This window comes from Candidatus Synechococcus calcipolaris G9 (assembly GCF_029582805.1).
GTDB lineage: Bacteria > Cyanobacteriota > Cyanobacteriia > Thermosynechococcales > Thermosynechococcaceae > Synechococcus_F > Synechococcus_F calcipolaris.
The window spans coordinates 626,187-639,737 of record NZ_JAKKUT010000002.1 but is presented as its reverse complement, the minus strand read 5'-3'; the positions used below and the strand labels follow the sequence as shown (position 1 = coordinate 639,737).

Genomic DNA, 13,551 nt, shown 5'->3' with positions numbered 1-13,551 from the left:
AAGGGGGTGATGGCAATGCAAGAAGAACTCGGTATTTTAATTCAGGCCCAGTATCCCCTGATCTATTTATTAACCTCCGAGGAAGAGCGGGCAGAGCAAACCATCGCCCAAATTGCCCAGAATCCCGAAATTGCCCAGAATCAAAGTCAAGGAAAAAGCCCTCGCCGTCTATTTATTTGGACTGTCACCCATGGCATGGTGGAGTACGGCCAGGCGCGCAATACCAATCATCACAATACGGTCTCTCCAGAGGCGGCGATTCAGTGGGTGGTTCATCAACGGGAACCGGGCATTTATGTTTTCAAAGACCTCCATCCCTTTATTGATTCGCCACCAGTCACCCGCTCCCTGCGAGATGCGATCGCCAGTTTCAAGACCAGCCAAAAAACGATTATTTTAATGTCGCCGGAAGCGGCCCAACGGATTCCCGTAGAGCTAGAAAAAGAAGTGGCCGTTGTTGATTATCCCCTCCCCAATATTGCGGAACTGGATGATGTTCTCTCGGAGCAGGTGAATGGCCAGCGCAATCGACAACTGACCCCAGAGGTGCGAGAAAAACTCCTGAAGGCAGCCCTAGGCTTAACCCGAGACGAAGCCCAAAAGGTCTATCGCAAAGCCAAGGTTACCGCCGGTCGCCTTAGCGATGGGGAAGTAGATGTCATTCTCTCGGAGAAAAAGCAACTCATTCGTCGCAATGGCATCCTGGAATACATGGATGTGGATGATACCATCGACTCGGTGGGTGGTCTAGAAGAGCTTAAGGTTTGGCTACAGCAACGGGATAACGCATTCTCGGAAAAAGCACGGGAGTATGGCCTGCCCCAACCCAAGGGGATGCTTATTTTGGGTGTACCGGGCTGTGGTAAATCCCTCATTGCTAAAACCACCTCTCGGCTGTGGGGGTTGCCTCTGCTGCGGTTGGATATGGGCCGGGTCTACGATGGCTCCATGGTGGGGCGATCGGAAGCGAATCTCCGCAGTGCCCTGAAAACCGCTGAATCTATTTCTCCAGCCATTCTATTTATTGATGAAATGGATAAGGCCTTTGCCGGCGGGGCTGGTTCGGCCGATTCTGATGGCGGCACTTCTAGTCGAATTTTTGGCTCCTTCCTCACTTGGATGCAGGAAAAGACCTCTCCTGTTTTTGTCCTTGCCACAGCTAACCGTGTCGAACGTTTGCCCGGTGAGTTTCTCCGCAAGGGTCGTTTTGATGAGATTTTCTTTGTCGATTTACCCAATGCGGAAGAACGCAAGGATATTTTTCGGATTCATCTGTCCAAACGCCGCCATGACATTGACCGTTTTGATTTAGATCAGTTAGCGAGTGTCTGTGATGGCTTTTCCGGGGCAGAAATTGAACAGGCGATCGTCGCTGCCATGTACGAAGCCTTTGCCCAGGGACGGGAATTTACCCAACTAGATATTATTGCCTCAAGTCGTGCCACCCAACCCCTTTCCAAAACCATGCACGAACAAGTTACGGCCCTACGAGATTGGGCCAGGCAACGGGCCCGACCAGCGGCCGCTTCAGTCGCCGAGTATCAACGGCTGGAGTTTTAACAAGCTTGCTTCCGTTCCCCGACGGGAGAAAGACCCAAACCACAGGGGTTTGCCTAGCATAAATTGTGGTTCATTCAGTCCCGTACTATGTTTGTCTCAATCTGGAGGAAATCCAATCATGTCTCATTTCAGCACCCTTCGCACCAAAATCACTGATGCCGAAATCCTGAAGTGCTCCTTGCAGGATCTGGGTATTGCCATCAAAACCGATGCCGATGTCCGAGGCTACAATGGCCAACGGGTTCGCTCAGATATTGTGGCAGTTTTAGATGGTGAGTACGATCTAGGCTGGTCTCAGAATGCCAATGGTACCTTTGATTTGATTGCCGATCTCTGGGGTGTGGCCAAAAAGCACAACCAAACTGAGTTAATCAATGCCATTAATCAAAAGTATGCCATTAACCAAACCTTGTCGCAGGTGAAGCGTCCTGGCTTACAAAACGCTAATGTCAAGCTCGTGGTTCATAGCTAAGGGCAATACTCGGATTGTCAAGTGCGCGTTCCTAAATAAGACTAAATGATGGGCTGGCTCGATGGGGTCAGCCTATTTTTTTGTTTTTTTGATCCTGTGTAAGAACCTTCGTAACTTGTGCTATGGCACTCGATCAATGGTGCGATATTGAATGGCTTCGGCAACATGGGCGGGGGCAAGGGTATCTTGGCCGGCTAAATCGGCAATGGTGCGGGCGACTTTGAGGATGCGATCGGTGGCGCGGGCGGACAGACTTAGTTTTGCGATCGCCGTTTCCAGGAGTTGGCGAGAGGTGGAATCTAGGACACACCAACGGCGCAGGTGGCGACTTTGCATTTGGGCATTGCAATGCAGATTTTTCTCGTTCTTAAAACGTTCTAGGGCGCGATCCCTGGCTCTTGCAACTCGCTGCCCCACCAACTCCGATGCTTCTCCCGTGGATTGGCGGGTAATTTCTTCCGGTTTCAGTCGGCTGACGGTGACTTGTAGATCAATGCGATCCATTAAGGGGCCGGATAATTTAGCCCAATACTGTTGTCGCTGGCGGGGGGAGCAGGTGCAGGCCTGTACTGGATCGCCAAAGTAGCCACAGGGGCAGGGATTGGTACTGGCCACTAGGGTAAATTGGGCAGGAAAAGTAACGGACTGGCGGGCCCGGGAAATGGTGACCTGACCATCCTCTAAGGGTTGACGCAAAAATTCGAGGACATCTCGCTTAAACTCAGTTAATTCATCCATGAATAAAATCCCCCTGTGAGCGAGGGAAATTTCACCGGGGCGGGGAAAACTACCCCCGCCGACGAGGGCTGGCCCCGATGCCGAATGATGCGGACTCCGGAAGGGACGAGATTGAATCAATTGTCCCCGTTCCTTGAGCAAGCCAGCAACGGAGTGAATCTTGGTGACTTCTAGGGCTTCATCAAAACTGAGGGGGGGTAAAATTCCCGGTAAACGTCGGGCCAACATGGTTTTACCACTGCCTGGGGGGCCGACAAAGATGAGATTATGTCCCCCTGCTGCCGCAATTTCTAAGGCCCGTCGAGCATGGGACTGGCCCTTGACATCTTTTAGATCTAGGAGTGGCGATGAAACAAGTCCCGATGACGCGGTTGGGGGGGGCGTTGTGGGTTGTTGATAGCTGCTTGGATCATTGAGAAACGCAGCCACATCCCCAAGGTGGTTAAAGCCATAGACCTTGAGGCCGGCAACGACGGCGGCTTCCTGCAAATTGCCCGTCGGTACAATGAGGCCGGTAATGCCCTGTTCTTTGGCAGTGGCGGCGATCGCCAAGACCCCTGCTACCGGCCGCAAGCTACCATCTAAGGACACTTCCCCCAGAAATAGATGATCCCCGAGGATATCCGTCGCCACTTGATCGGAGGCTGCTAAAATACCCATACTAATGGGCAAATCAAAACTGGGCCCTTCCTTGCGTAGATCTGCGGGAGTGAGGTTGACGACAATTCGCCGCATGGGGAATGCGTAGCCCGCATTTCGTAGGGCGGTTTTAACCCGTTCGCGGGCCTCCTGCACCGCCGTGTCCGGCAAACCAACAACAACAATGCCAGGTAAGCCACCGGATACATCCACCTCCACACCAACCGGAATAGCCTCAATCCCTAAAAGAGCGGCACTCCAGACCCGGGCTAACATCGTGATTCCTCAATACAATTCCTCTAAACTCTTTTTAAGTTTTTTTCGTCATGATTCGTCGTTTATTCTGATGCTCCTACTGTAGCTGCACTTGGGATAACCCAGCCCCAGGATAATACGTTGCCAAAATATCTAGGTAACTAAATCCCTGTTTTGCCAGTTCGTAGGCTCCAGTTTGACTCATGCCCCGGCCGCCAAAGACATCCCGGACAATATCATCGGTAGCCGCATACATAGACACGAGAACCCGACCACTTTTGGTCAAGACAATACCACGGGTGGCTTCAACGGCCTGTTGGCTAGTATTCCACTCGCTCTCCGTTCCTTTATAAACTTGCCAGCGTTCATCATTGCCCAAATCAAAGAAGCGATTGGCGGGGCTGAACATTTGGGCGAGGGCATAGGAACGGGCGGCGATCGCCTGGGCCTTGAGGGTATCCATGGGCCAACTGGGATAGACTTCCGCACCCACCACACTCACAAGATATTGCTCCAGATCCACCTGGTTGACGGCCGTAATTGAACTGGACTCGGCCACCAGACGCACTTTACCCCGATACCAGCGACCATCCACATAGGTGAGACCACCGGATTGGGGCGTAATCCAGAGGGAGCGGGCCAGGGCTTGGCCATTCCACAGCAAATGACCGTCTCTCAATTGTACGGATGCAGCTTGGCCGGGAGCTAAACTACCCAGGGATTGGCCTTGATCACTACTCAAGCTGGCGGTGGTGGATGCTCCCACCCCTAAACTGGTCTGGCCGCGAGAAATGGCAACCCGCACGTGGGGGGCTGGCCCCTGACTGGGGGGGATCGATTGTAGGGTTCGTGGTGGTGCGGGTAAGGCCGCTAGGGGAGAGGCCGCCGGCCCTGGTGTGGTGGGCAGAGCCGCTGGGGAACGGTTAACCTGGGTGGTTGAAGATGGAGTGGGGGAGACCCTGGCCAGGAGGGGATCTTTGCCATTGAGTAAGGGACGGGGATTGCGGCGATTGGCGGAGCGTTCTAAAAGTGATATTTCTGCGCCGGAGGTGAGAGCTTGAATCATTCCAGTGGGGCGATCGCCCGATAACCGATCGCTGGGTAACATCGGATCAGGTAAGGGCCCCTCCTGGGATATTGCTTGGGGCTGGTCAAGGGTTTGGGCCGGTGTAGAGCCTTTGATCATTAATCCCACCAGGACGACCAGAGGAATCCCCAGACCCAACCCTAGGAGGAGTCTGTGGCGAGGGCTGGCCTGGCTCAGGTGTTGGCTAAGGTGAAGAACGGGAAGTTGCATTAGAAAATGTCTGACGTACAATCCATTAATGACCTTATGTATTGTAGCCATAACCTTCAACCATTGACCCTATGCAAGATTGAGTATCCCCAAGACCCGCCATGGCCCCTCCCATTAAACAGCAAAAAGAATCTCCCAAGCGTTCCGAGCAATCCTTGAGAGCATGGCTGCGGGATCAGGAGGCCGCCCTGGATATTGTTGCTATGGTTTTGGTTCTTTTCTCCTTGGTCATTTTTATTTCTGAAACCTACACGCTTCCAGAACAGATTAGCCAAACCCTAGATGGGATTAACTGGATTATTTTAGTGATTTTTGCAGCGGAGTATGTGTTGCGGCTGTGGCTGGCGGAAAAATGGTTCAGTTATATGGTGAGTATTTATTCCCTGATCGATTTATTGACCTTGGTTCCATTTTTTATTGGACTTGTCGATATTACCTTTATTCGTGTCTTTCGCTGGTTTCGGATTCTTCGTTTATTTCGATTCCTAGAGGGGCGATCGCTGCTGGGGGCCTTAAATGTCAGTGATACGATTATTTTTGGTCGGATTTTACTAACCCTCCTAGCGATTTTATTTGTGTACTCGGGCCTCATTTATCAGACCGAGCATATCGTCAACCCCCAAGAATTTGCGACCTTTTTAGATGCCTTTTATTTTGCGGTAGTGACAATGACCACCGTGGGATTTGGCGACATTGCCCCCATTTCCGAAGTGGGGCGGCTCCTCACCGTTTCCATGATTTTTACCGGCATTGCCCTCATTCCCTGGCAGATCGGCGATTTAATTAAGCAACTGGTGAAAACAACCCGTCAGGTGGAGTCTCCCTGCCCTAATTGTGGTTTACTTTTCCATGATCCCGATGCTTACCACTGCAAACGCTGTGGCACTCTTTTGGAAAATTAATAGAAAATAAAAAATATGCAAAAAAGCGGGAGCGGACAGAGTAGGAAACAGGGAAAGGGTATCTCCATGCAGGATCGCCCCTGAATGCCAACACCTCAGTAAAATTAAGGCAGACAGTACAACAGGTACAATTCGGTGACTTACAAGATTGGTTTACTGGGCTTAGGAACCGTTGGCGGCGGTGTTGCCCAAGTTCTTTTGGATAGTGAAAAGCGTCATCCCCTTCTGCGTTGGTTATCTATTGCTGCCGTTGGTGTCAAAGATGTCAGCAAACCTCGTCCAATCACGCTGCCGGCGGGAATCCTAACCACAGACCTAGAGGCCATTGTCCGTCATCCAGATATTGATATTGTTGTGGAAGTCTTGGGAGGACTAGAGCCAGCCCGATCCTTGATTTTGACGGCGATCGCCCAGGGGAAGCATATTGTCACCGCCAACAAAGCAGTTATTGCCCGTTATGGGAATGAAATTTTTACGGCGGCCAATGCAGCGGGGGTTTACGTGATGTTGGAAGCGGCGGTCGCGGGGGGCATTCCGGTTATCCAACCGATGAAACAAAGCCTAGGGGGCAATCGTATCCATACCCTCACCGGCATTCTCAATGGCACCACCAACTATATTTTGACCCGAATGCAGCAGGAAAAGGGGGAGTTTGATTCCATTTTGGCCGATGCCCAGCGGTTAGGTTATGCGGAAGCAGACCCCAGCACCGATATTGATGGGTTAGATGCGGCGGATAAAATCGCCATTCTTGCCTCCTTGGCCTTTAATGGTCGGATCAAATTAGATCAGGTTCACTGTGAAGGTATTCGCGGCGTAACGGCGGTGGATATTGCCTATGCGGAAAAACTAGGCTTTGTGATTAAATTACTGGCGATCGCCCATCGGGATGCCCATCGTGGCAGCGATAGTCTAGATGTGCGGGTTCATCCCACCCTTGTCCCCCTAGACCATCCCCTCGCTGGCGTTAATGGCGTATATAATGCGGTTCTTCTAGAGGGGGAACCCTTAGGTCAGGTCATGTTCTATGGCCCAGGGGCCGGGGCCGGGCCCACCGCCAGTGCGGTTGTTGCCGATCTGATTAACATTGCCGCTCTCCTACCCATGGGCAAGGTCAATCACCCCCTCCTCACCTGTAGTCATCGCCATTATTGCACCATTGCCCCGATTACCCAGGTGATGAGTCGTTTCTACGCCCGTCTGTTGGCCCAGGATCATCCAGGGGTACTCGGCAAATTGGGTACCTGCTTTGGCAACCATGGCGTGAGTTTAGAATCCCTCGTCCAAATTGGCGTAAAGGAAAACCTGGCGGAAATTGTGGTTGTCACCCATCAGGTACGGGAAGGGGAATTTCGCCAGGCCATGAAAGAAATTGAGCATCTCCATGGGGTGGATCACATTCCCACGGTTTTGCGGGTATTAGCCTGAGTATCGGCTTTGGTACACTTAAAAGTAGCTTGTCAAATAGCTTGGTGGCCCCATTACTGTTGAGCAGTGAGTGTCTGCCAACTATCCATTAAGCTGCTAAATATTCTTGGATATTATTTTCCTCCATGGCTACAATTAATGAGCATTACCTCAAACTGAAAGCGGGCTATCTCTTTCCAGAAATCTCTCGGCGCGTCCATACCTTTCTGGAAACCCATGCCGATGCTCCCCTGATTCGCTTAGGCATTGGCGATGTCACGGAGCCATTACCGGCAGCATGTCGTCAAGCCATGGTAGCTGCCATTGAAGATATGAGCGATCGCGATCGCTTTAAGGGCTATGGCCCGGAACAGGGTTACAGTTGGCTACGGGAGAAGATTGCTGCCCACGATTACCAATCTCGAGGCTGTGACATTGATGCCAGTGAGATTTTCATTTCCGATGGCTCCAAGTGTGATACGGGCAATATTTTAGATATTTTTGGCAATGAGAATACCATCGCGGTCACGGATCCGGTATATCCCGTCTATGTCGATACCAATGTGATGGCAGGTCACACCGGCCCCGCTAATGATCTCGGCGAGTACGCAGGCTTGGTGTATTTGCCCATTACCGCCAACAATCAATTTCAAGCCACCCTTCCTACTCAAAACGTTGATTTAATTTATCTGTGTTTTCCCAATAATCCCACGGGAGCCGTAGCCACACGGGAGTACTTGCAAGCTTGGGTTACCTATGCCCTTGCCCATCAATCGATTATTTTCTTTGATGCCGCCTACGAAGCCTTTATTACGGATCCGGCCATTCCCCATTCCATCTACGAAATTCCTGGGGCCCGGGACTGTGCGATCGAGTTTCGTTCCTTCTCTAAAAATGCTGGCTTTACGGGAACCCGTTGTGCCTTTACGGTGGCGCCAAAATCCCTCATGGGCATGACGCCAACCCCTGGCCATGAAGCCGTATCCCTATGGCATTTGTGGCAACGGCGACAATCGACCAAATTTAATGGGGTGTCCTACATTGTCCAGCGGGGGGCGGAAGCGGTGTATACCCCGGAAGGCCAAGCCCAGGTGCAAGGGTTGATACGTTTTTACCTGGAAAATGCCCGACTGATCCGCGAAGAACTAACCCAGGCTGGGTTTGCCGTTTATGGTGGTGTGAATGCCCCCTATGTTTGGTTGAAGACCCCTGAAGGCCTCTCTAGCTGGGACTTTTTTGATGAGTTGCTACAAACGTGCCATGTGGTGGGAACCCCTGGTTCAGGGTTTGGTGCCGCCGGTGAGGGTTATTTTCGGATTTCTGCCTTCAACAGTCGGGAGAATGTGACTGAAGCAATGCAGCGGATCACTCAGTGTTTTGCGAGTTAATCGCTTCCTATTGCAATGTTCTAAGGAAACAGGCGACAGCTATCGCAACGTGAGTTCGGGATAAGGTCATACAAATGATCACGAAGCTACGAGGCAACATGAAGAATCGTTTGTTGGGATTGAGTGATCGCTTGATGCTCAGAAAACGGGCCATTATTGAGACGGTGATTGATCAACCGAACTCACGTTAGAGTAATACTCCGGCGATAGAGGCGGTCATAAAACAGGCGAGGGAGCCACCAATCATGGCTCGGAGGCCTAAACGGGCCAGATCGTGTTGCCGTGAGGGGGCGATCGCGCCAATGCCGCCAATTTGAATGCCAATGGCCGTCAAGCTAGAAAATCCACACAGGGCGTAGGTGGCTAAAATTTGCGATCGCTGGGAAATCACCGGAACTGTCCCCGCTTCAACCTCTCCAGCGGCAATCTCAGCAGCATTATTCATCAGCGCACTGAGATCGAGGTAGGCAAAGAATTCATTCAAAACCGTTTTCTTACCCAGTAAAATTCCTACCTGGCCCACATCCTGCCAGGGCACCCCCATTAACCAGGCAATGGGCGCAAATACAAAGGAAAAAATCCACTCCAAGGATAACTGGGGAAAATTTATCCAGCCCCCCAACACTTGCAATAACCCGTTGATGGCGGCAACCAGGGCCGTAAAGGCAATCAGTAAGGCAACAATGTTCAAGGCCAATTTCATGCCATCGAGGGCCCCGATGGTGGCCGCATCAATTACATTAATACTGGTGCGCTGAACCTGGGTATCCCCATGATCCCCCAGGGTAAGCGGCGTATCGGTTTCTGGATACATCACCTTAGAAATCCCCAGGGCCGCCGGAGCCGACATGACGGAGGCAGCAATTAAATGCTCGGCGGGAATGCCCAGGGAAATATAGGCAGCCATGACTCCGCCGGCGATCGTCGCAAATCCACAGGTCATAATCGCGTGCAGTTCCGAAAGGGTCATATCCTTGACGTAGGGTTTGACAAGCAGCGGTGCTTCCGCCGGGCCGACAAAGACATTCGCCGCACAGACTAGGGACTCACTGCCGGAGGTTTTCATGGTTTTGACCATCGCGACGGATAGCCACTGCACCACCCGCTGCAAAATACCGTAATGGTAAAGGATGGTAATAAATGACGAGAAAAATATAATCGTCGGCATCACCTTAAAGGCAATGAAGTGATCGGCAAAATCCGGGCCAAACACAAATTCGGCTCCGACATCGGAAAAATTAAGAAAGTAACCGATGCCATTCCCCAAGGCCTGGAAAAATTGATAGCCAATGGGCAAGCGGAGAATAATAACGCCGATGGAAATTTGCAGAGCAACCCCCCACAGGAGAGTTCGCCAATTAATTGCCGCCCGTTTCACCGAGAGCGCATAGGCAATCCCAATAAAGACGAACAACCCCAACAAGGAAATGAGTCGTTCCATTAGGAAAAAATTTAACCCCCGGCGATCGCGGGAATAATACTCACCTCATCACCATCGCTCAAGGGCGTTTCCGGGCCATCTAAAAAGCGAATGTCTTCGTTATTGACGTAGAAATTCACAAATCGCCGTAATTGACCCGATTCATCACAGAGTCGTCCCTTAATGCCGGGACAATCCTGTTCCAGACTATCCAGTAGCTCCGTAATTGAACCCGCTTGGCATTCCAAGGTCGCCTGATCGCGGGTGAGTTTTTGTAGCGGGGTAGGAATTAAAACTTTAACAGCCATAAATTTGCCTTTTGATCTCTCCAAGAATACAACAACTGCCCAAAATAAACCACAATTACACTAGCACTGGCTCCCATTCCAACCGTTCTAGGGTACGCGACCGCTCCAGGGCCCGCTCAAAACTGGCCAATTTGGGTTCAATGGTGAGGGGTTCACCAATACAGCCCTGGATCGCTTCCTGGGTTTTCAAGCCATTGCCGGTAATGTAGACCACGGTTTTTTCCTCCGGGTCGATTTTTCCAGCAGCCACCAGTTTTTCAAGAACGGCAATGGTCGTGCCCCCGGCGGTTTCCGTAAAGATGCCCTCGGTCTCTGCCAGCAGTTTAATACCCGCCACGATTTCGGCATCGGTGACTGACTCAATTTGCCCCTGGGTTTTCCGGGCAATATCTAGGGCATAGACACCATCGGCAGGATTCCCGATCGCAATGGACTTAGCAATGGTATTGGGTTTCACTGGGGTGACAAAATCCCGGTTTTCCCGAAAGGCTTGGGCAATGGGGGAGCATCCCTCGGCTTGGGCCCCACTGAAGCGAACTGCCTTATCCTCCACTAGACCCACTTCCACAAATTCCCGGAAGCCCTTATAGATTTTGGTATAGAGGGAACCGGAGGCCAGGGGAGCCACCACATGATCCGGCAGTTCCCACCCCAACTGTTCAATCACTTCATAGCCCAGGGTCTTGGAACCTTCGGAGTAGTAGGGACGCAAATTAATATTTACAAAGCCCCAGCCATGAGTATTGGCCACTTCTGAGCAGAGGCGATTCACTTGATCATAGTTGCCCTGTACCGCCATCACTGTGGGGGCGTAAATTAAGGTTCCTAGCACCTTGCCTGCTTCTAAGTCGGCGGGAATAAATACACAACAATCGAGGCCGGCATGGGCAGCGATCGCGGCTGTAGAGTTCGCCAAATTTCCGGTACTGGCACAGGACACCGTCGTAAAGCCCAATTCCCGGGCCCGGGTCAGGGCAACGGAGACCACCCGATCCTTAAAACTGAGGGTGGGCATATTCACCGCATCATTTTTAATGTAGAGATTTTTTAGGCCTAACCGCCGTGCCAACCGATTCGCCTTCACCAGGGGAGTCATGCCCGTACCCACGTCAATGGGATTGTCCGAGGTGACCGGCAAAAAGGGACGATACCGCCAAATGGAATGGGGCCCCGCTTCAATGGTCTGGCGCGTCACCGTATTGGCTAACTGGCTAATGTCGTAGCGCACTTCTAGGGGACCAAAGCAATATTCACACACATGAATCGCTTGGGGTTCGTATTCGGCCCCGCATTCCTTGCACTTGAGGTGGGTGAAATGGGCAGAAGTCGTAGCAGCGGTAGCAGTTGCGGTCATGGAGTCATACCATCCAGTGGAATTGAACTGATGCTAACACCCCCAAAAAAGACTTGTCAAACATACCCGACTATTTTTATCGGGATTTGATTTTTCAGCAAATTCTCTGGGACAAGAGTTCTACATTATCCCCAAGGGCCTTGGATTGAAGACTAAGGCCCGTTATGGATTTAGGTATGGATTAGGTTTCTGCAGGATTTAAGGCCGCGAGACCGCGATCGTAAAGTTGCTGGGCATAGTCCGTCCATGTGCCCTGGCCCCAGTAGCGGAAGCAACTGGTTTGCAGTAGTAGGGTATAGAGTAAGGCTTCTTGATAATCGCTCCGCTGAGTCACCTGGGGATTAGCGGCCACAAGGGGATCATAGACGTGGTGAAATCGCTTACTCAGGTCTTCCATGGGCCCTAAAACATTTTCGTAGCCCTGCACCCAACTCAAGTGGTTTGTCCAGGATGCCCCATCCAAGGAAAAATGGGGGTCGGTGTCCTTTAATTGCTGAATCGCTGCTTCAACGGCTGTGCTGCTAGGTTTTTCGAGGTCAACACGTTGCCAAATTTTGTGCTGTTGGACGGCTTGACACTGGGGAAAATCCTGAACCGTAAAGCCCTGGTGACGAATCAGGTTAAGGTATTCGGTGCCATTGAGACCAACCACCCCAGGGTGCGATCGCCCATTGTCCTTAATTTGATGCCAAACCGGATGAAAGTCTCGGGCATACTCATTCATCATGACACCGCCATTTTCGCCATCGGCAATCTGGCTGACACAGGGGGGGTGGATGGCACTCAGCCAAGGCTGTTGACCGAGGTATTGGGCTTCATGGTAGGGTTGCATCTGGGCCACCAATTTGGTGTCCGAACCCTGGGTTTTGATCAAAACTGGCATTTGCAACGTCTGCCCCTGGGAATTGCGGGCCACTAGGGCATTGGGCACGTACTTATCTGCTTGATGTAGAGGGGAACCATCCAGACGTTCTACAGAATGTTCTTGAACGAGTAACCACTCGTAGCCACAGGAGAGTAAAACATCTAAAAAATGGTACAGGGTATCTGGGTGGTTGGGTAAATGCATCTCCGGCAGGGAAAATCCCTTCACCCGTTGCAAGGCTTCTGGGCCAAAAAGAGCCACAAATTGATGCTGCCACGCCTGGACTTGTAACTTAATATCGGCAATGGGGGTGGAGGGAACCACCGCATGACTCCACATCGTCCCTAGCCATTCCACATTGAGGGCATACTGGCGATCGCAGGCAAGACGCTTGAGGGCATCTAGGGCCGTGGTTTGCCCCATTTGTTCCAGTCCCCACAGTAAATTACCGGAGTAATCCAGCATAATTCGCGGTTGACAGCCCTGGGCCACTAATTCCGGTATCCATTCTCCCATGCGGCGATAGCACCAGAGAAAGGTTTCAGCGTTATGATTGTCCCCCTCTTGGGGATGGTTAAGCATGTGCTGAAGATTACTGATCAGGCCCTCTGCCGCCGGAATGGTCGGTTGATGCATATGCAGGGCGCAGGCAAAGGTCCCAGTGACATGGGTCGGATTAATATCACTGCTAAAGGATGATGGTGGAGTGGATCGATAAAGTTCCTGGAGTTCAGCTTCCCAACCTGAAATGACGGGTAAACCTATGGCAGAGCTAGGGCGATCGCTCCACAGTCGAGACGGAGATTGAATCAAAAAAGACTCCAGAAATAAAGATTAAGCTGACCAGAGGCAAATAGTAACGTTCTAAAGCCAGCGGACTGTATCTGATCTGTATCTGATAAAGTCATGCTAACACTCGATTTACCCGGACGGGTTCCATAGATGC

The 13,551-nt window shown here is 51.5% G+C and carries 11 protein-coding genes and 1 pseudogene; 6 read left to right on the top strand and 6 right to left on the bottom strand.

Annotated elements, in window-relative coordinates; all coding sequences use genetic code 11:
* The first annotated feature begins 15 nt into the window (after positions 1-15).
* Positions 16-1,560: a stress-responsive protein Ycf46 gene (gene ycf46, locus L3556_RS05780; protein WP_277866355.1), complete on the top strand. Its 1,545-nt coding sequence runs from the start codon at positions 16-18 to the stop codon at positions 1,558-1,560.
* Between the two features lie 118 nt (positions 1,561-1,678).
* Positions 1,679-2,032, top strand: a complete 354-nt coding sequence (locus L3556_RS05775) for a DUF1257 domain-containing protein (RefSeq protein WP_277866354.1) — start codon at positions 1,679-1,681, stop codon at positions 2,030-2,032.
* Between the two features lie 120 nt (positions 2,033-2,152).
* Here the strand turns inward: L3556_RS05775 and L3556_RS05770 are convergent, their stop codons facing one another.
* Both L3556_RS05770 and L3556_RS05765 read right to left on the bottom strand, forming a co-directional pair.
* Positions 2,153-3,685 carry a YifB family Mg chelatase-like AAA ATPase gene (locus tag L3556_RS05770; RefSeq protein ID WP_277866353.1) on the bottom strand — a complete coding sequence of 511 codons (1,533 nt, stop codon included), beginning with the start codon at positions 3,683-3,685 and terminating at the stop codon, positions 2,153-2,155.
* 76 nt (positions 3,686-3,761) lie between these two features.
* Complete coding sequence (locus L3556_RS05765; RefSeq protein WP_277866352.1) at positions 3,762-4,961, bottom strand: SpoIID/LytB domain-containing protein; 1,200 nt, start codon at positions 4,959-4,961, stop codon at positions 3,762-3,764.
* A 101-nt stretch (positions 4,962-5,062) separates the two neighbouring features.
* On the opposite strand from L3556_RS05765, the gene L3556_RS05760 reads away from it, so the two are divergent.
* The 4 genes and pseudogenes from L3556_RS05760 to L3556_RS05745 form a co-directional block, all read left to right on the top strand.
* Positions 5,063-5,863, top strand: coding sequence for an ion transporter (locus tag L3556_RS05760; protein WP_277866351.1), 801 nt, complete (start codon positions 5,063-5,065; stop codon positions 5,861-5,863).
* 135 nt (positions 5,864-5,998) lie between these two features.
* Positions 5,999-7,291, top strand: coding sequence for a homoserine dehydrogenase (locus L3556_RS05755; RefSeq protein ID WP_277866350.1), 1,293 nt, complete (start codon positions 5,999-6,001; stop codon positions 7,289-7,291).
* 125 nt (positions 7,292-7,416) lie between these two features.
* Positions 7,417-8,658 carry an LL-diaminopimelate aminotransferase gene (locus L3556_RS05750; RefSeq protein WP_277866349.1) on the top strand — a complete coding sequence of 414 codons (1,242 nt, stop codon included), beginning with the start codon at positions 7,417-7,419 and terminating at the stop codon, positions 8,656-8,658.
* 62 nt (positions 8,659-8,720) lie between these two features.
* Positions 8,721-8,834: pseudogene (locus tag L3556_RS05745) on the top strand (transposase); the annotation flags it as partial.
* An 11-nt stretch (positions 8,835-8,845) separates the two neighbouring features.
* Here L3556_RS05745 and L3556_RS05740 read toward each other — a convergent pair.
* The 4 genes from L3556_RS05740 to L3556_RS05725 all read right to left on the bottom strand — a co-directional run bounded on the left by L3556_RS05740 (position 8,846) and on the right by L3556_RS05725 (position 13,397).
* Positions 8,846-10,099 carry a NupC/NupG family nucleoside CNT transporter gene (locus L3556_RS05740; protein WP_277866348.1) on the bottom strand — a complete coding sequence of 418 codons (1,254 nt, stop codon included), beginning with the start codon at positions 10,097-10,099 and terminating at the stop codon, positions 8,846-8,848.
* 11 nt (positions 10,100-10,110) lie between these two features.
* Complete coding sequence (locus L3556_RS05735) at positions 10,111-10,386, bottom strand: MoaD/ThiS family protein (protein ID WP_277866347.1); 276 nt, start codon at positions 10,384-10,386, stop codon at positions 10,111-10,113.
* Positions 10,387-10,441: 55 nt separating this feature from the next.
* A complete protein-coding gene (gene thrC, locus L3556_RS05730) occupies positions 10,442-11,740 on the bottom strand; it encodes a threonine synthase (protein WP_277866346.1) in 1,299 nt (432 codons plus the stop codon).
* A gap of 181 nt (positions 11,741-11,921) precedes the next feature.
* Positions 11,922-13,397 (bottom strand): glycosyl hydrolase family 57, encoded by a 1,476-nt coding sequence (locus tag L3556_RS05725; protein ID WP_422110772.1) that lies wholly within the window; start codon positions 13,395-13,397, stop codon positions 11,922-11,924.
* Positions 13,398-13,551 lie beyond the last annotated feature (154 nt).